Here is a 22428-nt window from a genome sequence, read left to right as displayed (position 1 = left end):
GGTTGCGCGGCGGCCGAGCCACCGACGCCATCGCTTCTTCCAGGCTGTCGGCGACGGGCAGGCCACCGTCGGGATCGCAGATGTGCAGGACCCTGTCGACTTCGGCGCCCGTGATCACGACCCAGTTGACGTTGTGGCGTGAGCACATGACATTGATGCGATGAAGGATCGAAAAGCCTTGAGTGCCAAAGAAATTGAGTGGCCGTAGGTCGACGATGAGGCGACTGGTGACGTCCAGTCGGCTTTCGACGAACTTGCTGAGGGCTAGTGCATTGGCGGCGTCGATCTCGCCTGCGGCGGTGACGAGCACCATTGAGGAACCGATCGGCTCGCCGGTGAACTCGACGAGGACGCGGGGTGGGGCTGGGCTACCGGTAGGTGTGCCAGGGGCTAGGGACACGATGTTTCTCCATCAGGCCGAGCGTGAGTGCCGAAATTCTCGTCAAGGGAGTAGGCCCTTTTGCCAAAAGCCGCGATGACGTTTCCAACGGCTGTGAACTCAACCTGATCTGAGAGTAATACGAACTCGCTGGTGGGACAACAGTTATTTAGAACTACTCCATAATCGGTCGTTTCCGACGGCTGGCGGCCGGGTACCCGGCCCCCAGCCAAGCGGAAAGCGAGAGCCACCAATGGCCGCCAGACATTCGAAGCACGACCGACGATCGTCGCGTCTGCACCTTGCCATCGTGGCGGTTCTGTTTGCCGTCGCATTCGCTGCGGTGGCCGCCGCCGCGGTGGTGCGCATGGTCGACGGCGAGGCAACCGCCTCCGGCGAATCCGGCCCACCGCCGGCCGCCGTCCAGCAGCCGCTCAGCCAGGAGGGCCGGATCATCGCGGTCACGCCCACCTCGGTGACCGCCCAGAGCGCCGATGGGTTCGCTCGGACCTACACCATCACTTCCGAGACCAACGCAATCACGGCCAGCGGCAGCATGATTGGCGAAGCGGGAGCGACATTCGCCGTCAACGACGAAGTGGCGATCGTCGGCGTGGTGCGCGACGGCAACGCCATCGCGACAGCCGTGGCCGACAAGCAGGTGACCAATCTCGAAGGTCCGCCGATGGACGCCATCTGAATCGAATCGGGCCCGTCCCACCGATGACGTAGCCTCGATGACGTGGCGGGACACCCCACCGTCAGCGCCGTTCAATTGGCTGGCCTGGACTTCTTCGCCGGCTGCCCGGTCACGGTGCTGGGTCCGCTGGCGGCGTTGCTACGTCCACTGACGGCGCGTCCCGGTCAGGTGCTGATGCGCCAGGGCGAGCACGCCGACTCCTTCCTGCTCATCGGAGCGGGCCGGGTGTGCGTGCGCCATACCGGCGTGGACGGCGAGGTCTTCGAGGTGGAGGTGCCTGCGGGGCTGATCGTGGGCGAGATCGCGCTGCTCCGCGACGCGCCGCGGTCTGCGACCGTGACGGTGACCGAGGAAGCGGAACTCGTCGGCTGGGTCGGTGGCCCGGATGCGCTCGCAGCCATCCTCGAGGTGCCCGCCATGGTGGCCAAACTGGTGCGAACCGCGCGCCAGCGCCTGGCGACCTACGTCGAACCCATCCCGGTGCAGATGCGCGACGGCACCGTGCTGCATCTGCGACCGGTGCTCCCCGGCGACAACGAGCGCACCGTGCACGGTCCGGTCCAGTTCTCCAGCGACACGCTCTACCGCCGGTTCCAGACCACCAGGACGCCGACGCCATCGTTGATGGCCTACCTGTTCGAGGTCGACTACGTCGATCACTTCGTCTGGGTGCTGACCGAGGACAGGGCCATCGACGCCCCGATCGTCGCCGACGGCAGGTACGTCAGGGTCGATCGCCCCACCGTTGCCGAGATCGCCTTCATCGTCGGCGACGACTACCAGGGCCGCGGCATCGGCACCTTCCTCGTGGAGGCGCTCGCGATCGTGGCGCGAAGTGAGGGCATCCGTCGGTTCACCGCACGGGTGTTGGCGGACAATGTCCCGATGCGAAGGATCCTCGACCAGTACGGCGCTGAGTGGCACCGCGATGATCGGGGGGTGGTGACGACGGTCGTCGACGTCCCCCTGATGCGCGACACGACGTTGCCCACCGATCTGTACCGGCAGATCCGCTCCGTGGCTCGGCAAGTGATTCGGGCGGTGGGTTAGATGGCGGGCCAACGGCCGGCCTTGAACAAGGACACCAAGCTGTGCATCTCGCTGGCAGCGCGGCCAAGCAACATCGGCACCCGGTTCCACAACTATCTGTACGACCAGCTCGGGCTGGACTTCATCTACAAGGCGTTCACCACCACGGACATCACGGCCGCGATCGGCGGCGTCCGCGCCCTCGGCATCCGCGGCTGCTCGGTGTCCATGCCGTTCAAGGAAGCCGTCATCGCCCTCGTCGACGAGGTCGAGGCCTCGGCACGGGCCATCCACTCGGTGAACACCATCGTCAACGACGACGGCTATCTGCGGGCGTCGAACACCGACTACCTGGCCATCCAGCGGCTGATCGACGACCATGGGCTCGACAAGAGCGGGCGGGTGCTGATCCGCGGCAGCGGTGGCATGGCCAGCGCGGTCGGCGCAGCGTTTCGCGACCGCGGCTTCCGGTCCGGAATCGTCGTCGCACGCAACCAGGACAGTGGGCGGGCGTTGGCCGACCGACTCGGATACGACTACGCCGCCGAGGTCGGCTCCCACGTGGCGTCGGTCATCGTCAACGTCACCCCCATCGGCATGGCGGGTGCATCAGAGGCGTCCGAGCGGGCGTTCGACCACGCCACGATCGCCGCGGCGACGACGGTGTTCGACGTCGTGGCGCTGCCCTCGGAAACGCCGCTGATCACGGCCGCCAGGGACGCAGGCAAACACGTCGTGACGGGCGCCGAGGTCATCGCCCTGCAAGCCGCCGAGCAGTTCGAGCGCTACACGGGGGTGCGGCCGACGGCCGAGCAGGTGGTTTCGGCATCGGAGATGTCAAGAGCCTGAGGCATCGGAGATGTCAAGGGCCTGAGGGGGGTCAGGGCGCGTTGACCACCACGATCGGGCGGCGGGATCGCTGGAACTGGTGGCTGCTGAGGCCGGAGTAGAAGATCCTGGCGCCCACGAACCACGACAACGACGAGTGGACGGCCTCTCCCGTGGGAGCCGCATCGGCAGGCAGCGGCAACGCGAAGGGGAGGCTGAACTCAACGCCGCCCTGCATCGGGATCTTCTTGCCGAGATGCAGTGGCGGTCCGTCGAGCGCACCACCCTGCGCGGGATAGCGCTCGAGCGGATGGTGCTCACGGTGGCGCTGCCAGTACACGGCGATGTCAGCGGCGGGCAGGTCCTGCAGTGGCCGGATCGCCAGGTGCCCCGTGATGGGTTCGCCCGCCCGCCACACGGCGGTCGGGAGCACGACGTCGATGTCGCTGTCGCGGCCGCCCATGTAGTGCTCGACGGGTTGTGGAACGGCCTCGATCGGGTCGACGTCGGCCCGGCCGATGACGACGGCGAACACCCCACGCTCGTCGACGTCTCGGCCACTCCGTTCGACGACGAGTCGGCAAGCCCACCTGGCCAATTCAGGTGAGGAACCCGGTGACCACGACGGCAGCGCGAACGTCGCCGACGCCCCCGTGAATTGGTGTGCGGCGAATTGGTCTGCGGCGAATTGGTCTGCGCTCAAGGGCACGTCGACCCTGGTGACGCACACCCAGTCGTCGGTGTCGCACTCGCCGCCGTAGTTGGTGCCGACCTGGCCCGCCGTCCACAGCGTGTCGTTGCCCGCCGCCGCGGCCGAGTCCGCGCGCCCCGCCCAGTGGTACCGGTAGAAGTTGTCGTAACCCCATTCGAGCCGTGCCGACGTGACCCCGTCGATGGGCTTGTCGGTGGCCACCGTGGCGGTAACGCTCTGCCGCGGTCGGGCCACGTTGGGCGTCACCGTCACCATCACCGTCACGAAGCCTCGCCCGATCGGCCGAAGAGACTCACTAAGTCTGCCACCACTTCTTGTTCTCGTACTTCTCGCGGTTCGCGGCGTACTCCTCCGGGTGGTGTCTCTTCTGGTGGGCGCGCATCGGCCAGAACAGCAGCCACAGCACGGGATACACCGTTACGTAGAACAATCCGTGCAACACCGCGCCCGCGATGATGGCGAACACGAAGGCTGGATAGACCAGGATCAGGCAGAACTGGAGGAACTGCTTGATCACGACGGGATAGCCCTCGGCCATCGACCAGGTGGTCCGGAAGCTGATGGCCTTCAGGTACTTCTTGACCGTCGACGTCTCGGCCTCGACGTCGGCCTGGGCTTGGCTGACGTCAGGTCCGCGTTCTTCACGGGTCAGACCGCGCTGCGGCGGCGGTGGTTCGCTGGAGACGGGCTGATGCGCGGCGGTCATGCTTCCCCCCTGGATGGTCTGCCGTGGCGGCTGTGGCTCGGATCTTAGCTGCGACACTGAATCCGCGGACCAAAGCGCGCGGTCACGGGACGATCGTCGTGTTCTCGTCGATCAGGGCGGTGGCGTTCGCCAAGGCGTTGACGTGACTCGCGGTCCCGTTCGCGTTGAGTTGCAGGACGTACACCCCGCTGGCGTCGCTCGCGGGGATCACCACCGTCTTCTGTGCCACCAACCGTTGCACGCCGTCCTTGACGTAGGTGCCGCCGATCTGGAAGGCGGTGAAGCCGCCGAACTGCTTGTCGGAGATCCCGCCTGGACTCCCTTCGTAACCGGGCAGGTTCTTCAACTCGCCCGGCGCGTAAGCGAAGATGCTGGCCTGGTCCACGTTGCCCGTCAGCTTGGACATCACCGCCGTGATCGTCGGTGGGTCTGCGGCTGCGGCGGGATCGGCGAACATCAGTGCGCTGTATGCCCATTCCGGGGTTCGGTCGCCCGCGTCCTCCCAGCCGTCGGGGATGGGCAAGGTCAGTGTCGGCACGCCGGGGTCGCCGCGGCGCACCGTCGTCTCGGTGAGGCCCTGCTGTCGGATGTAGTCGGCGATGGTGGGGTTGGCGCCGGACGGTGGCTGTGGGGCCTGGACGGTCGGCGTTGGGGAGTCCGGTTCCGACGACTGGGCCGATGTCTGGGGAGGGTTACGCGTGGAGGTCGCCGGTCGGGTGGCGGTGCCCTGCTCGTCGCCGGACCACGTCACGAACGCGATGGTTGCGGCGAGTGCAACGGCTACGCCGCCGACGACGATGGCGATGACGAGCGAGCGGGTGGACCCGCGCCGCGGTGGCGGTTCCCGGCGACGGGCCTGACGAGGCGGCGAGGCTGGTTGCGGCAACACGTACGGATTCGGTGTCTCGGGGGCCGGTGACTCCGAGGACCAGGCCAGGGCTGGGGCGTCCCGGATCGGGCCGCTGGGCGCCGCCACGGTGGGCGGTCCAGTCACCCACGTGGGGGCATCGAGCGGACCCTGCGATTCCGGGGGCACGATGGGCCGCAGTTGCGTGGCAGGCTGGATGGTGCCCTTGCGGAGTGCGTCTGCGAAGGCGCGGCAGCTCTCGAAGCGGTCGGCGGGCTGCTTCGACAGGGCCGTGTCGAGCGCCGAATCCAGCTGCGCGAGTTCCGGTTTGACGTCGGACAACCGCGGAGGGGCGGCGCTGAGATGCTTGCCGATGGTCACGGCGGCATTCGTGCCAGGGAACAGCTCCGTACCCGTCAGCAGGTGAAACGCGGTGGCCGCCAACGCATACTGGTCGGCGCGGCCGTCGATCATCTCTCCCATCAGCTGTTCTGGTGCTGCATAGCTGACGGTGCCGAGCGTCATGTTGGTGGCGGTCAGGCTGACGTCGTCGACCCTGCGCGCGATGCCGAAGTCCGCGAGCACGATTCGCCGCGGGCCCGTCGCCGCCGACGTCACCAGGATGTTCGCGGGTTTGACGTCGCGGTGCAGGAGCCGGCGCGCGTGGGCGAAGTCCAATGCGTCGGCGACGGCGTCGACGATGTCGAGCACCTCTCGGGCGGGTAGTCCCTGCGGGCGATCACGCAACAGCCGTGCCGCGTCGGTACCGTCGACGAAGTCCATCGAGATCCACAGGTGGCCGCCGTACTCGCCGCGATCGTGCACCCCCACGATGTGCGGATGCCACAGGGCAGCGGCGATGTCGGCTTCGCGGTTGAACCGCACGCGATACTCGCCGTCGCTGGTCAGTGCCGCAGGCAGGATCTTCAGTGCGTCGTTGCGGGCCAGCCGGGGATGGCGCGCGAGGTACACCTCACCCATGGCGCCAGCACCGAGCATCCGCTCGATGACGAAACCGGCGAACTGGTCACCGCTGTTCAATGCCATGGATCGCCCGCCGCGTCACCAGTCACGACACCCAATGATTCTTCCCGTCGCCGCGGGGCGCACCCGTCAGGGCGTGATCGTGGTCTTGTCGTCGATCTCGGTGGTGGCATCCAGCAGCGGTCCCATCTGATCCTCGACGCCAGAGGCGGTGACCTGCAAGACGTACACCCCGTTGCCGTCCTTGGCCGGGATGACGACCGACTTCTGCGCGACCATCCGCTGCGCGCCGTCCTGTTCGTACAACCCAGCGACTTGGTATGCCTCGTAACCGCCGAGCTTCTTCTCGGCGATCATGCCGGGGCTGCCCTGGAAGCCGGGTAGGTTCTCCACTTCGCCTGGCGCATAGTCGAATATCTTGGCCTGGTCGAAGGTCCCCGTCAGTTTGGTCATGTTGGCGATGATCGTCGCGGGGGCGCTGGCCGTGTTGGGGTCGGCGAACATGATCCCGCCCCACGCGTCCGGCGGTGTCTGTGCTCCGGCGTCCTTCCAGCCGACCGGGGTCGGCAGCTCGACGGTGGGCGAGCCGGGATCTCCCCGCTTGATCGGCGTTGCGGTGAGGCCGTTCTCCTTGACGAAGTCGGCGAGCGTCCGGTTCGGTCCGGCGGCAGGGGCTGCCGTGGCGGGCGCTGCGCTGCTGCTCGGTGCCTCGGACGACGATGCCGACGATGCCGACGATTCTGACGATGGGGTCGAGGACGTCGACGATGCCGCGTCGGTGTTGCTCTCGGATCCGCAGCCCACCAGGAGCAAGCTCAGTGCGACGAGCGCCCCGGCCCCCGCTGTCGTGTACGTGCGCATGAAGTGTCCCCTCGTCACTGGCGACCGGGCTACGGTCGGCAAGCCGAACGTACACGGATCTGCGGATGGGAGCAGCAGATCTCACCGCGGACGTGAGGAGCAGAGGATTTGGAGCGGACGTGAGGAGCAGGAGCGTGGCGCGGTCAGAAGCGGATGTCCGAGGGGGTGAACCGGCCGGTCACGTTGCCCGTCAACGATTCGTCGTATGGATCGACGGCGATCGCCGGGGCCCCTCGGTCGAGGTCCAGCCCGTCGAGCTGCACCCAGATGACGCTGGGGCTGGTGGTCAGCTCGAAGAAGTAGGTGCGGTTGGTCAGGTCGCACACCGTTCGGTACTCGGTGTTGTAGACGCCGAACTCGGCGTAGGGAGCGCCGAACGGCACCGAGACGTTGCGCATGATCGCCATGACGCCGGCGATGGCCTGGCGCTCGTCCGCCGGTTTGGGGAGGAGCGCCGAGTAGTAGGCGGCCCGCTGAAATCGGTCGACGGCGTTGACGTTGCCGGGCAGTGACAGTTCACTGCTGGGATGCGAAAAGTCTTGTGCAGCAAGCAACGTCAGCTGTTCATCATAGGTGGGATCGTTGGTCATCAGGGTGAATTCGCGTCCGTGGTGCACGACGAGCTCGTCGCTGGCGAACTCCAGAATCGCCGAGTCGCCGTCGGCGTCTTCGATGGCGAGGTGCAAGGTGGCGTCGAATCCGTGCGCGCTGACCATCACCAGCTGGATGGCCTTCATCAACTCGAGCGCCTCGGAGACCGTCGCCGCCTGATCGAGCAGGTACTGCGCCCATAGGGCGGTGTGCAGCCCTGGCAGCTCCGGGTTGCGTAGCCCGACGTCGGTCGACTTGAGGTAGAGGCCATGGGCGGCGAAGCCGCGTTCGTTCAATCCGTCGACGGTGCCGATGCCGTAGACCGTCGTCGCAAGGCTGGCGTAGGTGCTCGTCCACCGCAGTGGGTTGTCGGCAACCACGGCCTCGCCTGCCATCAAGCCGCCGTCGCGGGCACGGCCGCGGGGGAAGCCGACGATGAGTGGCTCCGTCGACTCCGGCCAGTCCATGCTGCGACCCGACAAGACGGCGATGTCATTGCTATTCCACAGGACTCGAGTACACATCTGCGTGTCCCTTCTGGATAGCGGTGTCGGCCAGCGTAGCCGTGGTATCAAGACCTCATGCGCGTGTTCGCGTTATGCGCCGTGATGACGCTGTGCGCGGCGTGCGGTGGGGCGAAGACCGCCCAGGCTCCCTCCTCGACCTCGGTCCCGACGACAGCGTCCGCCGCGGAGGACACGTTCTCGATCGCCAACGTGGCGCGCGCCCGCACTAGTCTGCCGCCCGGCTACGAGGTGTCCTCTCTGCCCGCCGACGCCACCCCGATCGCGCTGTGGGGTCTCGGCGACGACTGGACGAGCGAACCCGGCCACTGCGCCGGGCTCGCCGAGCCGGTCGGCGTCGGCGCCGCCGTCTCCGGATGGTCGGCGTCGGGGCCAGGCGGCATCGTCTACGTCGTCGCGGCCACGGCTGACGACGGTGTGGCGCCCGCGGTCTTCGACGACTGCGTGCCGTGGAGCATTTTCACCGACCACACCGCTGCCACCATCAGGTTCGACGACGCCCCGCGGATCGCCGACGTGTCGACCCTGGGACTGGTCACGGACATGGCCACGCAGGTCGAGGGAGGCACCGAAACCCATTCGCGCGCCCAGACGTTCACCGCTGACCTCGGTGGTTGTGCCGCCTACGTCGTGGTCGTCACCGACCCGGGCTCCGTGGGCCAGCCGCTGGCACCACACTTCGCGGCGGATCTTCTGGTCGAGACGGTCGCCGCGCTGCGGGGCTGACGGCCGTCGGACGGGTAGATTGGCGGCGATGCTCAGGACGTTGCTCGCCCTTGCAAGTGTGACCGTATTGGCGGCTTGCGCAGGCGCCCCGGCTGCCGACGACGCTCAGGCCGACATCGCCAAGGTGCTCGACGTGAAGTCGACCTTCGGCCCCGAATTCAAGTTGACCAGCGTCGGTCCCGCCGCGATCGACCCCCGCCTCCTCGCGTCGGAAGCCCCGCCGCCCGGCGCGGTATTCGACCCGGCTGACTGCGCGAAGGTGGCAACCGGTACGGAGGTGCCCGCCGGGCTGCAGGGCAAGATGGCCTCGACGACGGCGGAGGGCAACGGCAACAGGTTCGTTGCGATCGCGGTCGAGACGTCGGAGCCGTTGCCGGTCGCCGATCGTGGCGACTCGTGCAAGAAGGTGGCCTTCGCGGCCAACGGGGTCCGCGGCCTCGACGAGGAGATCGAGGCGCCCACCATCGACGGGGCCCGGACGATCGGCACGCATCGCTTCCGGCAGACGATGGCTGGCAATCAGGTGGTGGGCGGCGAGCTCGACAGATATGTCGCCAGCTTCGCGACGTTCACCGTGATCGTCACGGCCAACCCGCTGGTGGAGCCCGGCAAGGCCGTTGCTGCGATCGACGCGCAGCGGGCCCGCGACCTGCTGGTGGCTGCCGTCTCGGCGGTCCGGGGGTCCTAGCGCACGTCGCGGGTGCGGAACTGGATGCTGATCCGCGGGCCCGTCGGCTTGGCCGTCTTGGGCACCGCGTGCTCCCAGGTGCGCTGACAGGAACCGCCCATGACGAGCAGGTCGCCGTGGCTCTGCGGCAACCGCAGCGAGCGACCGCCCGAGCGGGGGCGCAATGCGAACATCCGGGTGGCGCCGAGGCTGACGATGGCGACCACGGTGTCCTCGGTGCTGCTGCGGCCTATCGTGTCGCCGTGCCAGGCCACGCTGTCGGTGCCGTCCCGGTAGAGGCACAGGCCAGCCGAGGTGAACGGCTCGCCCATCTCGCCGGCGTAGATGTCGTTGAGCCGCACGCGCAGTCGGGCGATCGCCGGATGCGGAGTGGGCCCTGAGGTGAGGTCGTGGAAGCTGACGAGCCGGGGCACGTCGAGCATGCGGTCGTACATCTGGCGGCGCTCGGCGCGCCACGGGATGCTGGTCATCAGCGCCTCGAACACGTCCTCCGCGCCGAGCGAGCGCCCCTGATCGCCGTCGTCGGCCCCGGTGAGCCAGCCAGCGCGGACGTCGATCCAGGCGCCGTCACCCAGCTCGCGACGTTCGTCGTGGCCGAAGAGTGCATCTTGGACGGCCAGATCGATCCCTGCCACGTCGCCGAGTTTATCGCACGCGCGTTCGAACTCATAGCCTTGCGGCACCAGGACCGTGTTCGGCCAGGACATCGCCGGGATTGGTCAGCGTGCACGTCTTGAGGCTCAGGCAGCCGCAGCCGATGCAGCCGGCCAGATTGTCGCGAAGGCGCTGCAGATGCACGATGCGCTCGTCGAGGTCAGCCCGCCAGCCCGCCGACAGCCGGGCCCAATCCTTACTGGTGGGGACGCGGTCGGTGGGCAGGCTGGCCAGTGCCTCGCGGATGCGGGATAGCGGGATGCCGAGCCGCTGCGACATCCGGATGAACGCGACCCGTCGCAGGGTCTCCCTGGCGTAGCGGCGTTGGTTGCCCGACGTCCGTCGGCTGGCGATCAGTCCTTCGCGTTCGTAGAAGTGAAGGGCGGAGACGGCCACGCCGCTGCGGTGGCTCAGCTCGCCCGGGGTGAGCTCCAGCACGTCCATGACCTAAACAATAGTTGAGGTGGCAGGTTAGGCGTTACGGTGCTTGTGTGACCGATACGGTGCTGGGAGCCAATTCCGAGGTGGGCAATCTGCGGGTCGTCATCCTGCACCGCCCGGGTCCTGAACTGCAGCGGCTCACTCCGCGCAACAACGACCGCCTACTGTTCGACGGGATGCCGTGGGTGGCGCGGGCGCAAGAGGAACACGATGCATTCGCCGCGCTGCTGCGCTCGCGGGGCGTCGAGGTGCTGCTGCTGGCCGATCTCCTCACCGAGGCGCTGGCCAGCGGGGCCGCCAGGATGCATGGCATCGCCGCCGCGGTCGATTCGCGACGGCTGGGACTGCCTCTGGCGCAGGAACTCTCGGCGTACCTTCGAACGCTCGACGTGGACGAGCTCGGTCGCATCCTGATGGCCGGGATGACGTTCAGCGAGTTGCCGTTCCTCGGCAGTGAGATGTCGCTGGTGCAGCGCATGCACCACGACGCCGACTTCGTCATCGACCCGCTGCCCAATCTCCTGTTCACGCGTGACTCGTCGTTCTGGATTGGGCCGCGGGTGGCGATCACCTCGCTCGCCCTGCCCGCGCGGATTCGGGAGACGTCGCTGACCGACCTCATCTACGCCCATCACCCCCGGTTCCTGGGGGTGCGGAGGGCCTATGAGTCGCGCTCGGCTCCCGTCGAGGGCGGCGACGTGCTGCTGCTCGCCCCGGGTGTGGTCGCCGTCGGCGTGGGGGAGCGCACCACTCCCGCTGGTGCGGAAGCGTTGGCGCGCAGCTTGTTCGACGATGATCTTGCGCACACGGTGCTGGCGGTGCCCATCGCTCAGGAGCGCGCTCAGATGCATCTGGACACCGTCTGCACCATGGTCGACGTCGACGCCGTGGTCATGTATCCGAACATCGTCGACTCGTTGTCGGCATTCACCATCCGGCGCAAGACCGAGGGTGTGGCGATCGAGAGCGCGGCGCCGTTCGTCGACGCCGCCGCCGACGCGATGGGCATCGACAAACTGCGCGTCATCGATACGGGTCTGGACCCCATCACCGCCGAGCGTGAGCAGTGGGATGACGGCAACAACACCCTGGCGCTGGCCCCCGGCGTGGTGGTCGCCTACGAGCGCAACACGGAAACCAATACCCGCCTTGCTGATTCGGGTATCGAGGTGCTGCCGATCTCGGCGTCGGAGCTCGGCACGGGTCGGGGCGGCCCACGCTGCATGTCGTGCCCCGTGGCCCGCGATCCGCTCTGAGTCACACCCGAGGGCGCCCCGCTCTCGAAAACGGGGCGGAGCGGCGGTCTATCGCCAGCTGGGCAGCCAGATCTGCATGTTCCACGTCGTCTGCGAGATCGGCAGCCCCGTGAGGATCGGATAGAGCCACGCGAAGTTCGTGATCACGACCGCCACGTAGATGCACACGACGAGCAGCCCGAGCGTTCTTCGTTCGGTGTTCTGACGTGGCGCGTAGAGCACGTCGCCGAGGATCAGCGCGATCATCATCACCAGGAAGGGCGCCATCGGCGCGGCGTAGAAGAAGTACATCTGCCGGTCGATGTCGGCGAACCATGGCAGGAAGCCCGCGGTGTAACCCGTCAGGGCGACGGCGTAGCGCCAGTCACGCTTGACGAACGCCCGCCACGCCGCCCACCCGAGCACGGGCACGGCGAGGAACCACATCGCTGGCGTGCCGACCAGCATCACGGCCTTCACGCAGGACTGTGCCCCGCAGCCGGGAACGTTGTCCTGGTCGATCGCATACAGCACGGGCCGCAACGACATCGGCCACGTCCACGGCTTCGACTCCCAGGGATGGTGGTTGCCCGCCGCGTTGGTGAGCTGCGAGTGAAAGGTGAAGACGCCGTACGTAAAGTGCCACAGCGACCTGATGGCGTCCGGAAGCAGACCGCCCTCGGCGAACGACTTGCCCTCCTCGTGCCGGTTGATGCCGGTCTCGGAGGCGAACCACGGCGCGTACGACGCGAGGTAGACCCCCAAGGGGATCAGGCCGAGGACGTACACCGCGGGCCCGACGTCGCGCCGCAGCGTGCCGAGCCATGGTCGCGGCACGCGGTACTGGCGTCGCGCAGTCACGTCGAACGCCAACGTCATCAATCCGAAGAACAGGATGAAGTACAGACCCGACCACTTCGTCGCCAACGCCAGCCCGAGCAGGACGCCCGCTCCGAAACGCCACCACCGCACCCCGAGGCGCGGACCCCACGGCGTCTCGGCGATGCGGCCTTCCAGCAGGGCGCCGTGCATCCGCTCTCGCATCTGGTCGCGGTCCACGATCAGAGCGCCGAACGCGGCCACCACGAACACCACCAGGAAGACGTCCAAAAGGGCGGTCCGCGCCGTCACGAAGCTGACGCCGTCGGCGATGATCAGGAGGCCCGCAACGGCGCCGATCAGCGTGGACCGGGCGATCCGACGGACGATCCGCGCCACCAACAGCACGATGATCACGCCGCACACCGCGCCGGAGAACCGCCAGCCGAGCCCGTTGTATCCGAACAACGCCTCACCGACCGCCATCAACTGCTTGCCGACCGGCGGGTGGACGATCAGGCCGTAGCCGGGGTTGTCCTCCAGGCCGTGGTTGCCCAACACCTGCCAGGCCTGCGGTGCATAGTGCTTCTCGTCGAAGATCGGCGTGCCGGCATCCGTCGGGGATCGCAGGTTCAAGAACCGGGTCACCGCCGCCAGTGCGGTGATCACGGCGGTCATCGCCCAGCCCTGCAATCGGTCGACCGGGCCGAAGTCGTTGATCGGCACCAGCGGCCCTGGACTGATGACCGGAATCTCGCGCTCGCGTTCGGGCCGATCGGCCACGTCGGAGTCGATGGGCGGGGCGGTCACGACAGCGATCGTATTCTGTTCGGTGTGACACCCGGCCGACTGCTACTGGCGGCCACGCCGTTGGGCCAGCCTGGCGACGCGTCCGCCCGCCTCGTCGACGCGCTCGGCAGTGCCGACATCGTCGCTGCCGAGGACACCCGTCGCATCCGCACGCTGGCCCAGGCGCTCGACGTCAGCCCGACGGGAAGGGTCGTCAGCTTCTTCGACCAGAACGAGGGCGCCAGGGTGCCCTGGCTGGTCGAGGAGATCGCCCAAGGGGCGACGGTACTGGTGGTCAGCGATGCGGGCATGCCCCTGATCAGCGATCCCGGGTACCGGTTGGTGTCGGCGTGCGCGGCTGCCGGGTTGACCGTCAGCTGCCTGCCTGGCCCCTCGGCCGTGACGACCGCGCTCGCCGTGTCCGGCCTGCCATCGGACCGGTTCTGCTTCGAGGGCTTCGCACCGCGCAAGCACTCCGCACGGTCGACGTGGCTGGCGTCCCTGGCCACCGAACGGCGGACGTGCGTGTTCTTCGAGTCACCACGCAGGCTCGAAGAATGTCTGAAGGATGCCGTGCACCAACTCGGACCGCAGCGACGCGCCGTGGTCTGCCGCGAGCTGACCAAGACCCACGAGGAGATCAAGCGGGGCACGCTCGCCGAGCTCGCCGCCTGGGCTGGTGACGGCGTCCTCGGCGAGATAACGGTCGTCCTGGCAGGTGCCGAGCCCAAGGCCGACCTGGACACGCTGGTTGCCGCCGTCAACGAGTTGGTCGAAGCGGGTGCACGGGTCAAGGACGCCTGCGCCGAGGTGATCGCCGCCCATCCAGGGGCGCCGTCACGGCGTGAGCTCTACGACGCGGTCCTGCGTGCGCGCAACTGACGCGTCGACGATGGGCGCAGCCTTGTGCAGGCACTCGCGCCACTCCGCGTCGGGGTCGGAGTCCGCGGTGATGCCCCCGCCGACGCCGAGCACCGCATTACCGGCGGCGTCGAACTCGACGGTACGGATGGCGACGTTCAGCTCGGTGCCAGCCAGTGGCGATGCCAAACCAATCGTGCCGCAGTAGATTCCACGCCTTACCGGCTCCCAAGTGATCAAGAGCTCGCGAGCCCTGTCCTTCGGCGTGCCGGTCACCGAGGCCGGCGGGAACGTGGCGTCCAGCACCGTCGACATCGGGACGTCGACACCGATGCGGGCGGTGACCGTCGACACCAGATGCCACACGCCCGGCGCGCGCCTGACGACGAGCAGCTCGGGAACCCCGACCGATCCCGTGACGGCGACGCGGCCGAGATCGTTGCGGACGAGGTCGACGATCATGATGTTCTCGGCGACGTCCTTCACCGAATCACGCAGCACTGCAGGAGATTCCGTCAGGGGTAAGGTGCCCTTGATGGGGCTCGACGCGACGTCCTCACCGACCCGACGCAGGAATAGCTCCGGTGACAGCGAGGCCACCGCCCCCCACGCGCCTGCGACGAACGCCGCCCGAGCGGGGGCGGTGCGGGCGACGGCGTCGGCGAAGAAGTCGACCGTCGAACCCGTCGCGGTGCCGATCATCTGCGTGCAGACGCAGGCCTGGTACACCTCGCCAGCCGCGATGGCTTCGAGGCAGGCTTCGACGCCGGTGCGATGCTCGTCGCGGTCGGCCTGATTCCACTGAACGTCACAGTGCGATGCCGGCGCATCGACGGACGGCGCATCGACGGCAGGCGCATCGATGGTCAGCGCGTCGAGGAGCCACTGCGGTGCCGGTGCCCCGGAAAGGCTTTCATACCACCAATGTCCGTTCGCATCCTGGCGAAGGACGTCGTCCGTCCAGCCGCCTGCGGCCTCCGGGATCCGTGGGCTCGCGCCGTCGCGCCCGGCGTCCGGGTAGGACAGATACCCGATCCAGCCTCCGCCGATCGCTTCGCTCGGGCCGCCGGGGAAGACGTCGAACACGGCGCCGGGGTCGACGGCCTCGATGGCGACGCTCGGCGCGATGACCGCCCTGGATCCGAACCAGGCGCCGGTCAACGCGGCTGGCGAAGGAAGGTTCAACCGGGCCGCCGCAGCAGCAATGCTGCGCAGCACCTCCGGGGCGCTGCGCGACACCCCGATCCGCTCGACCCGCACAGCCTCAGCTTGTCACGCGGTGCGCGAGATCTCCCGGGGAACCTTCACCCCACCGAGTTTCTCCGGATTGCGCATCGCGTAGAAGTGCGTGATCAACCCGTCGGTGATCTCGACGGAGATGATGCCCTCCAGGGTGTCGCCGAGGTACAGCACCAGCGCGGGAGCCCCGTTGTAGAACGCGGGCTCGACGCGGCCTTCGTCACCTCCGATGCGGAGTAGGCCGAGGATGAGCCTGGCCACCTTCCCGGCGCCCGCGATGGGCCGACGCGCCGCGCTGGCCTTGCCGTCGCTGTCCGCGGTCCAGACCACGTCGGGTGCCAACATCGTGATGAGCGCGTCGATGTCGCCCGTCGACGCGGTCGCGAAGAACTGGGCGGTGAGCTCCAGCGACCGCTTCGGATCGACGGGCTCGAACCGCTTGCGCCTGGACTGCACGTGCTCGCGCGCGCGGTGCGCCATTTGGCGCACCGCCGCTGGGGACTTCGCGAGCGTCTCGGCGATCTCGTCGTGTCCGAAGCCGAACACCTCGCGCAGCACGAAGACGGCCCGCTCGTCGGGGCTCAACGTCTCGAGCACCACCATCATCGCCATCGACACCGATTCGGCGAGCACGACGTCCGTCGATGCGTCGGCGGTGTCGAACAGCAGCGGTTCTGGCAGCCACGGGCCCACGTACTCCTCGCGCCTGCGGGCCTGCGCCCGCAGGGCGTTGAGGGCCTGGCGGGTGACGAGCTGGGCGAGGTAGGCCTTGGTGTCCTGAACCCCGGCCAGGTCCACCTCGGCCCATCGCAGGTAGCTCTCCTGCAGCACGTCGTCGGATTCCGTTGCCGTACCCAGGATTTCGTAGGCGATCGTGAACAACAACGGCCGCAGATTGGTGAAGCGTTCCGCGTGCTCGCTGGCCCCACCGGTCATTTGACTGCGACGCCCTGTTCCGCGAGCTTCTCGGTCCGCTTGCCGCCCTTGAGCCAGAAGTACGACCCCGGCTTACGCGCCTCCCTGGCCAGGAAGGAGACCGTGCCCTTGCAGACGGCCTCCTTGATGGTGGCCGCCGCCCGCCCGCCGAGGTACATCGGCATGACGCGGTCGTCGAGATGCGCCAGTTGGATGGTGCCGGCCTTGCGGCCGATGCTGATGCACTGGCCGGTGAACGCCTGGTTCACGACCTTGGGTTCGGTGCCCGCGATGCGGCTGAGCACGGTGTTGGCGGCTTGGGCCCCGAGTGGGATGGCGGCCTGGCAGCTCATCCGCAGCGGCGAATTCGAGGGTGCCGACGCGTCACCGGCCGCCACGACGTACGGGTTGTCGATGCTGGTCAGCGTTTCATCGGTCAGCAGCCTGCCCATCGCGTCGGTGGCCAGGCCGCTGCGGGCGGCCAGGTCCGGCACGCCGAAGCCCGCCGTCCAGATGGTCACCGCGCTCGGCAGTTCGCGACCGTCGGCCAACAGCACCGACCCCTCGCGCACCTCGGTAACCTTGGCGCCCGCGCCGTCGACGACGGTCACGCCGAGCCGCTTCATGTGCCTGGCCACCGACCTTCGGGCCCGCGCACCCAGGTACGGTCCCAGCACGCCGCCGCACACCAGCGTGACGGCATGACCCTGCTCGCCGAGTTCGGTCGCGGTCTCGATCCCCGTCGGCCCCGCACCGACCACCACGACCGGCGCACCGGGATGCACCTCGGCCATCGCCACCCGCAGCGGTTCAGCATGCTCCAATTCCGATATGGGATAGGCGAATTCGCGTGCACCGGGCACGGTCAACGCCGCTCCCGTGCTACCGACGGCGTAGATGAGGTAGTCGTAGCCGATGGTCCCACCGGAGCCCAGTGTCACGGTGCGCGACGTGGCGTCGATGAGCTCGGCGGTGTCGACGAGCCTGCGCACGTCCCCTGCGAGCACGTCCGAGTAGTCCACGACCGCGTCGTCGGACCCGGTGACGAGCTGATGCAGCCGGATTCGTTCGACGAACTCGGGGCGGGGATTGACCAGTGTGATGGCGACGTCCCCGTTGAGCCGAAGATGGTTGGCGGCCATCACACCGGCGTATCCGCCACCGATGACGACGACGTGCGTTGGCGTGGTCATGAGCACTCCTCTGGATCTTTCGGCTCACTCTTGAGCCGGTCTGACCTCAAGACACCGGAGACCGTCGAAGTGTGACACGGTGACGCCGAATGTGGCGCAGCTCACTCACGGCTGATAGCGGGGGAACACCCCTTCAGGCGTCGGGAGTACCGTGCCCGGCTGCAGCCGCGTGCCGATCGCCGAGAACTGCCGCTGATCGGCGGGCTGACCCAGTAGGTCGAGCAGCTTGGCCGCGGACGTCGGCATCGCAGGCTGCACCAGCAGCGCGGCAATCCGCACCGCCTCCAGCGTCGTATAGAGCACGGCACCAAACCGGGCCTGATCCTCGGCGGCTTCCGACTTGCGCAGCACCCAGGGCTCCTGGGCGGAGAAGTACCGGTTGGCCGCACCGAGCATCAGCCAGATGGCTTCGAGGCCGAGATGCATGGCCGGCACGTCGAAGTGGGCGCGGACCGTCGCAAGCAGGCCGTCGGCATGCGCCAGCAGCGCGGCGTCCTCCGGGCTGGGGGTGCCCGGTTCGGGGACCACGCCGTCGAGGTTCTTGTTCACCATCGACAGCGACCGCTGCGCCAGGTTGCCGAGCTCGTTGGCCAGGTCGGTGTTGATGCGGCCGATGATCGAGTCTTCGCTGTAGCTGCCGTCCTGGCCGAAGGGCACCTCGCGGAGCAGGAAGTAGCGCAGCGCGTCGACTCCGAACGCATCCGCGAGATCGACTGGATCGATCACGTTGCCCACCGACTTGCTCATCTTCTCGCCCTTGACGTTGATGAAGCCGTGCGCGAACACCTTTCGCGGCAGCTCGAGGCCTGCCGATAGCAGAAACGCGGGCCAGTACACCGTGTGAAACCGGATGATGTCCTTGCCGATGACGTGCAGATCGGCGGGCCAGTACTTGCCGAAGGCCTCCGAAGAGGTGTCTGGGAAGCCCACGCCCGTCAGGTAATTGGTGAGTGCGTCGACCCATACGTACATGACGTGGTCGGGGTGGTCGGGCACCGGGACGCCCCAGTCGAACGTGGTCCGTGAGATGGACAGGTCGCGCAGCCCACTGGAGACGAAGCTCACCACCTCGTTGCGACGGACGTCGGGTCCGATGAACTCGGGGTGTGCCTCGTAGTGGGCGAGCAGCGGTTCGGCGTAGGCGGACAGCCGGAAGAAGTAGGTCTGCTCCTCCGTCCACGTCACGGGGGTGCCGGTCTCCAACGAATATCGGACGCCGTCGTCGCGCAGCTCCAGCTCGTCGTCGGCGAAGAAGCGTTCGTCGCGTACGGAGTACCACCCGGAGTAGGAGTCCAGGTAGATGTCGCCCGCGGCGTTCATCCGGTTCCAGATGTCGATGGACGCCTCGAGATGGTCGGCGTCGGTCGTGCGGATGAAGCGGTCGAAGGAGACGCCGAGCCGCTCCTGCATCGCCTGGAAGGCATCGGAGTTGCGTCGGGCCAGCTGCTCGGTGGGGATGCCTTCCTTCTCCGCGGTCTGCGCCATCTTCAGGCCGTGCACGTCGGTGCCGGTGAGGAAGCGGACGTCGAAACCGTCGAGCCTCTTGAACCGGGCAATGGCGTCGGTCGAGATCTTCTCGTAGGCATGCCCGATGTGCGGTGCGCCGTTCGGATAGTCGATGGCGGTGGTGACGTAGTACGGCTTTCCGTCGCCGTAGGACCTCTGGGAGCTCATCAGGCATTCCACCCTATTGTGTCGACGTGAGTTCCAACCAAAGACGGGGCGAGAGGCCGCCACTTCCCGAACCCCTGGCCCCCTTGGTCGACGCGCACACCCATCTCGACGCGTGCGGCGCCTCCGACGCCGACGACGTGCGCGTAATCCTCGACAGGGCCGAATCGGTCGGCGTGCGGGCCGTCGTCACCATCGCCGACGACCTGGCGTCCGCCCGCTGGGCCGCGCAGGCCGCGGAATGGGATCCCAGGGTGTACGCCGCGGTGGCTCTGCATCCGACGCGCGCCAACGTGCTGGACGACGAGGCCAAGGCCGAACTGGAACGGCTGGCGACCCAACCCCGCGTCGTCGCCGTCGGCGAGACCGGGATGGACCTCTACTGGCCGGGCAAGCTCGACGGCTGCGCGGAGCCCGCCGAGCAGCGAGAGGCCTTCGCCTGGCACATCGACTTGGCCAAGCGCACCGGCAAGCCGCTGATGATCCACAATCGCGACGCCGATGCCGCCGTCCTCGACGTCCTGACGGCCGAGGGTGCGCCCGAGACGGTGATCTTCCACTGCTTCTCGTCGGGTCCCGAGATGGCCCGCGCGTGCGTCGACGCCGGCTGGCTGCTGAGCCTGTCGGGGACGGTCAGCTTCCGCAACGCCAGGGATCTGCGTGAGGCGGCTCTGCTGATCCCGCCGGAGCAACTCCTCGTCGAAACGGACGCGCCGTTCCTCACCCCCCATCCATTCCGTGGGGCACCGAACGAGTCGTACTGTCTGCCGTACACGGTGCGCGCATTGGCCGAGGTCGTAGGTAGGTCGGCAGACGACGTCGCTCGGGAAACCTCCGACAACGCGACGCGGGCCTACGGATTTCGTGGTTGAGGCCGACACGGGGTGTCGAAGCCCCCGGTAAGTTGCCCGGACCTGCGGTTTTCGTTACCGTCCTGTGACACATGCGCTCAGCCGGGTCGTTGGTTCAGTCGCTGATCTAATAGTCGGGGAAGTACTTGTACTACTTACACAAACTTCATGAAGCGCGTTCACCTCACCTTCGGCTGCTGGTCGCCGCCCTACTGGTCGCGTTGACCTTCGCGGGCGGCTACGCCGTGTCCGCGCGCAAGACCGTCACGCTCACCGTCGACGGCTCGTCGGTCACGGTGTCGACGATGAAGACCCACGTCATCGACGTGGTCCGGGAGAACGGCTTCGACGTCGGCGAGCGCGACGACCTCTATCCAGCTGCCGACGCCGCCGTCGAGCAGGCCGGGACGATCGTGCTCCGCCGCAGCCGACCGGTGCAGATCTCGTTGGACGGATCGAACAGCCGCGAGGTCTGGACCACCGCCTCTACCGTCCAGGAAGCCCTCTCGCAGCTGTCGATGACCGACACCGCCCCCGCCGCTGCATCGCGTGGCAGTCGCGTACCCCTGGAGGGCATGTCGCTGCCGGTCGTGGGGCCACGGACCATCGTGATCAACGACGGCGGCGCCGTCCGGACGGTCCGCCTCGCAGCCACCAACGTGGCAGGACTTCTCGAGGCTGCGGGCGTTCCGCTGCTGCAGAGCGACACCGTCGTGCCTCCCGCCGCGTCGCCGGTCGTCGACGGAATGCAGATCCAGGTGACCCGGATTCGCGTCCAGAAGATCACCGAGCGGATGCCGCTCAATCCCAGCAACGAACTGGTCCCCGACGTCACGATGAACATGAGTCGGCAGGTGGTTGAAGACCCCGGTATGCCCGGCACGCAGGACGTGACGTTCGCGGTCGCCACGGTGAACGGAGTGGAGACCGGGAGGTTGCCAGTAGCCAATGTCGTCCTCGTGCCAGCGCGTGACGGAGTCGTCAAAATTGGCGCAAAACCCGGCACCGAGGTGCCGCCAGTTACCCAAGGCGGCACGTGGGACGCCCTTTCGCGATGTGAAGCTGGTGGTAATTGGGCTATCAACACGGGCAACGGTTTTTACGGCGGAGTGCAATTCGATCAAAACACCTGGGAGCGCAACGGCGGTTTGCGGTATGCTCAGCGAGCCGATCTGGCTTCGAGAGAAGAACAGATCGCGATTGCTGAGGTAACCCGGGCGCGTCAGGGTTGGGGCGCATGGCCCACGTGTAGTGGAAGGTTGGGAGTGCGCTGACGATTCGGCTTCTCGGGCGGACCGAGATACGGCACCTGGCAAAGGAACTCGAGTTCAGGCCCAGGAAGGCGTTTGGGCAAAACTTCGTTCACGACGCGAACACCGTGCGGCGCATCGTGTCGGCGTCCGGCGTCAATCGCAACGATCACGTGTTGGAGGTCGGTCCGGGCCTCGGGTCGCTGACCCTGGGTCTCCTGGATCGTGGAGCAACGGTGACGGCGGTAGAGATCGACGCCGTTCTTGCACGTCAGCTACCAAAGACCATCGCAGATCACTCACACAGCGAAATCAACAGGCTGACGGTGATCAACGCCGACATCCTCACTTTGATGCCGTCGCACCCCGATCTGCCCGAGCAGCCGACTGCACTCGTCGCGAATTTGCCCTACAACGTGGCGGTGCCCGCGCTGCTGCACATGCTGGCGCAATTCCCCACCATCCGCACCGTCATGGTCATGGTTCAGGCGGAGGTCGCCGAGCGGCTGGCCGCCGAGCCGGGTGGCAAGGACTACGGGGTGCCCAGCGCCAAAGTGCGGTTCTACGGCAACGTCAAGCGCCACGGCATGGTGTCACCGACGGTGTTCTGGCCCATCCCGCGGGTGTACTCCGGACTGGTCCGAATCGACCGTTACGAGACCTCGGCATGGCCTACGGACGACGAATTCCGCAACAAGGTGTTCCACCTCATCGACATCGCGTTCTCACAGCGACGCAAGACGTCGCGCAATGCGTTCGCCGAATGGGCCGGTTCTGGCAACGAGTCCGCCGAGCGCCTGCTGTCGGCCAGCATCGATCCGTCCCGACGCGGCGAGACGCTCGGCATCGCCGACTTCGTTCGCCTGTTGCAACGCTCGGGCGACTTGGAGCCGCGGCCGCAGCAGCAGAACGTCCGCACCTACTAGGTGCGGAAT

23 protein-coding genes are annotated in these 22428 nt (G+C 67.5%); 10 read left to right on the top strand and 13 right to left on the bottom strand.

Translation table 11 applies throughout. The annotated features are described in order from the left end of the window. Positions 1–400, bottom strand: a 400-nt coding sequence (locus tag ABW137_RS37550; RefSeq protein ID WP_526408357.1) for an STAS domain-containing protein, incomplete at its 3' end; no start/stop codon positions are given. Between the two features lie 289 nt (positions 401–689). Between ABW137_RS37550 and ABW137_RS37545 the strand changes: the two genes are divergently transcribed. From ABW137_RS37545 to ABW137_RS37535, 3 genes are read left to right on the top strand one after another with little or no spacing between them, the layout of a single operon-like run. Continuing rightward, the gene (locus tag ABW137_RS37545) at positions 690–1079 is read left to right on the top strand and encodes a hypothetical protein (protein ID WP_526408355.1); all 390 of its coding nucleotides are present in this window, start codon (positions 690–692) and stop codon (positions 1077–1079) included. 42 nt (positions 1080–1121) lie between these two features. Beyond that, positions 1122–2129 (top strand): acetyltransferase Pat, encoded by a 1008-nt coding sequence (gene pat / locus ABW137_RS37540; protein WP_526408353.1) that lies wholly within the window; start codon positions 1122–1124, stop codon positions 2127–2129. Further along, on the top strand, positions 2130–2957 hold the full coding sequence (locus ABW137_RS37535; protein WP_526408351.1) for a shikimate 5-dehydrogenase: 828 nt from the start codon (positions 2130–2132) through the stop codon (positions 2955–2957). 31 nt (positions 2958–2988) lie between these two features. On the opposite strand, the gene ABW137_RS37530 is transcribed toward ABW137_RS37535, so the two are convergent. From ABW137_RS37530 to bsh, 5 genes are all read right to left on the bottom strand, one after another. After that, positions 2989–3903 (bottom strand): hypothetical protein, encoded by a 915-nt coding sequence (locus ABW137_RS37530; RefSeq protein ID WP_526408365.1) that lies wholly within the window; start codon positions 3901–3903, stop codon positions 2989–2991. A gap of 40 nt (positions 3904–3943) precedes the next feature. Beyond that, the gene (locus tag ABW137_RS37525; RefSeq protein WP_526408349.1) at positions 3944–4354 is read right to left on the bottom strand and encodes a hypothetical protein; all 411 of its coding nucleotides are present in this window, start codon (positions 4352–4354) and stop codon (positions 3944–3946) included. Positions 4355–4436: 82 nt separating this feature from the next. Further along, positions 4437–6248 (bottom strand): envelope biogenesis lipoprotein LpqN, encoded by a 1812-nt coding sequence (lpqN, locus tag ABW137_RS37520; RefSeq protein WP_526408347.1) that lies wholly within the window; start codon positions 6246–6248, stop codon positions 4437–4439. Positions 6249–6314: 66 nt separating this feature from the next. Beyond that, positions 6315–7046, bottom strand: a complete 732-nt coding sequence (gene lpqN, locus ABW137_RS37515; RefSeq protein WP_526408345.1) for an envelope biogenesis lipoprotein LpqN — start codon at positions 7044–7046, stop codon at positions 6315–6317. A 143-nt stretch (positions 7047–7189) separates the two neighbouring features. Then, on the bottom strand, positions 7190–8161 hold the full coding sequence (gene bsh / locus ABW137_RS37510) for a bile salt hydrolase (protein WP_526408344.1): 972 nt from the start codon (positions 8159–8161) through the stop codon (positions 7190–7192). Between the two features lie 57 nt (positions 8162–8218). Here bsh and ABW137_RS37505 point away from each other — a divergent pair, with 57 nt between their 5' ends. Then, on the top strand, positions 8219–8887 hold the full coding sequence (locus ABW137_RS37505) for a DUF5642 family protein (RefSeq protein ID WP_526408342.1): 669 nt from the start codon (positions 8219–8221) through the stop codon (positions 8885–8887). A 28-nt stretch (positions 8888–8915) separates the two neighbouring features. After that, positions 8916–9575, top strand: coding sequence for a DUF5642 family protein (locus ABW137_RS37500; RefSeq protein ID WP_526408340.1), 660 nt, complete (start codon positions 8916–8918; stop codon positions 9573–9575). Here the strand turns inward: ABW137_RS37500 and ABW137_RS37495 are convergent. Together ABW137_RS37495 and soxR are read right to left on the bottom strand one after the other, a co-directional pair. Beyond that, complete coding sequence (locus tag ABW137_RS37495) at positions 9572–10201, bottom strand: alpha-ketoglutarate-dependent dioxygenase AlkB (protein ID WP_526408363.1); 630 nt, start codon at positions 10199–10201, stop codon at positions 9572–9574. The genes ABW137_RS37500 and ABW137_RS37495 overlap by 4 nt on opposite strands. 40 nt (positions 10202–10241) lie before the next feature. Continuing rightward, positions 10242–10673, bottom strand: coding sequence for a redox-sensitive transcriptional activator SoxR (gene soxR, locus ABW137_RS37490; protein ID WP_526408338.1), 432 nt, complete (start codon positions 10671–10673; stop codon positions 10242–10244). A gap of 47 nt (positions 10674–10720) precedes the next feature. On the opposite strand from soxR, the gene arcA reads away from it, so the two are divergent. After that, positions 10721–11926, top strand: coding sequence for an arginine deiminase (gene arcA / locus ABW137_RS37485; protein ID WP_526408336.1), 1206 nt, complete (start codon positions 10721–10723; stop codon positions 11924–11926). 48 nt (positions 11927–11974) lie between these two features. On the opposite strand, the gene ABW137_RS37480 is transcribed toward arcA, so the two are convergent. Further along, positions 11975–13477 (bottom strand): dolichyl-phosphate-mannose--protein mannosyltransferase, encoded by a 1503-nt coding sequence (locus ABW137_RS37480; protein ID WP_526408361.1) that lies wholly within the window; start codon positions 13475–13477, stop codon positions 11975–11977. An 81-nt stretch (positions 13478–13558) separates the two neighbouring features. Here ABW137_RS37480 and rsmI point away from each other — a divergent pair, with 81 nt between their 5' ends. Further along, on the top strand, positions 13559–14395 hold the full coding sequence (gene rsmI, locus ABW137_RS37475; RefSeq protein ID WP_526408334.1) for a 16S rRNA (cytidine(1402)-2'-O)-methyltransferase: 837 nt from the start codon (positions 13559–13561) through the stop codon (positions 14393–14395). On the opposite strand, the gene ABW137_RS37470 is transcribed toward rsmI, so the two are convergent. From ABW137_RS37470 to metG, 4 genes are all read right to left on the bottom strand, one after another. Then, positions 14351–15634, bottom strand: coding sequence for an aminodeoxychorismate synthase component I (locus tag ABW137_RS37470; RefSeq protein ID WP_526408332.1), 1284 nt, complete (start codon positions 15632–15634; stop codon positions 14351–14353). The two genes, rsmI and ABW137_RS37470, sit on opposite strands and share 45 nt — an antisense overlap. A gap of 12 nt (positions 15635–15646) precedes the next feature. Beyond that, a complete protein-coding gene (locus ABW137_RS37465) occupies positions 15647–16549 on the bottom strand; it encodes an RNA polymerase sigma-70 factor (protein ID WP_526408330.1) in 903 nt (300 codons plus the stop codon). Beyond that, positions 16546–17721, bottom strand: coding sequence for an NAD(P)/FAD-dependent oxidoreductase (locus ABW137_RS37460; protein ID WP_526408328.1), 1176 nt, complete (start codon positions 17719–17721; stop codon positions 16546–16548). The genes ABW137_RS37465 and ABW137_RS37460 overlap by 4 nt, the downstream gene beginning before the upstream one ends. Before the next feature lie 105 nt (positions 17722–17826). Continuing rightward, positions 17827–19395 (bottom strand): methionine--tRNA ligase, encoded by a 1569-nt coding sequence (metG, locus tag ABW137_RS37455; protein WP_526408326.1) that lies wholly within the window; start codon positions 19393–19395, stop codon positions 17827–17829. 26 nt (positions 19396–19421) lie between these two features. On the opposite strand from metG, the gene ABW137_RS37450 reads away from it, so the two are divergent. The 3 genes from ABW137_RS37450 (at position 19422) to rsmA (ending at position 22419) form a co-directional block, all read left to right on the top strand. Further along, positions 19422–20264, top strand: a complete 843-nt coding sequence (locus tag ABW137_RS37450; RefSeq protein WP_526408324.1) for a TatD family hydrolase — start codon at positions 19422–19424, stop codon at positions 20262–20264. A gap of 125 nt (positions 20265–20389) precedes the next feature. Further along, positions 20390–21517, top strand: coding sequence for a transglycosylase family protein (locus tag ABW137_RS37445; protein WP_526408322.1), 1128 nt, complete (start codon positions 20390–20392; stop codon positions 21515–21517). Beyond that, positions 21514–22419, top strand: a complete 906-nt coding sequence (gene rsmA / locus ABW137_RS37440) for a 16S rRNA (adenine(1518)-N(6)/adenine(1519)-N(6))-dimethyltransferase RsmA (RefSeq protein WP_526408359.1) — start codon at positions 21514–21516, stop codon at positions 22417–22419. The genes ABW137_RS37445 and rsmA overlap by 4 nt, the downstream gene beginning before the upstream one ends. Positions 22420–22428 lie beyond the last annotated feature (9 nt).

This window comes from Mycobacterium sp., assembly GCF_040509115.1.
In the GTDB taxonomy this organism is placed as follows: Bacteria; Actinomycetota; Actinomycetes; order Mycobacteriales; family Mycobacteriaceae; genus Mycobacterium.
Note: the sequence above shows the minus strand (reverse complement) of the source record. Positions and strands in the feature narration are given on the sequence as shown.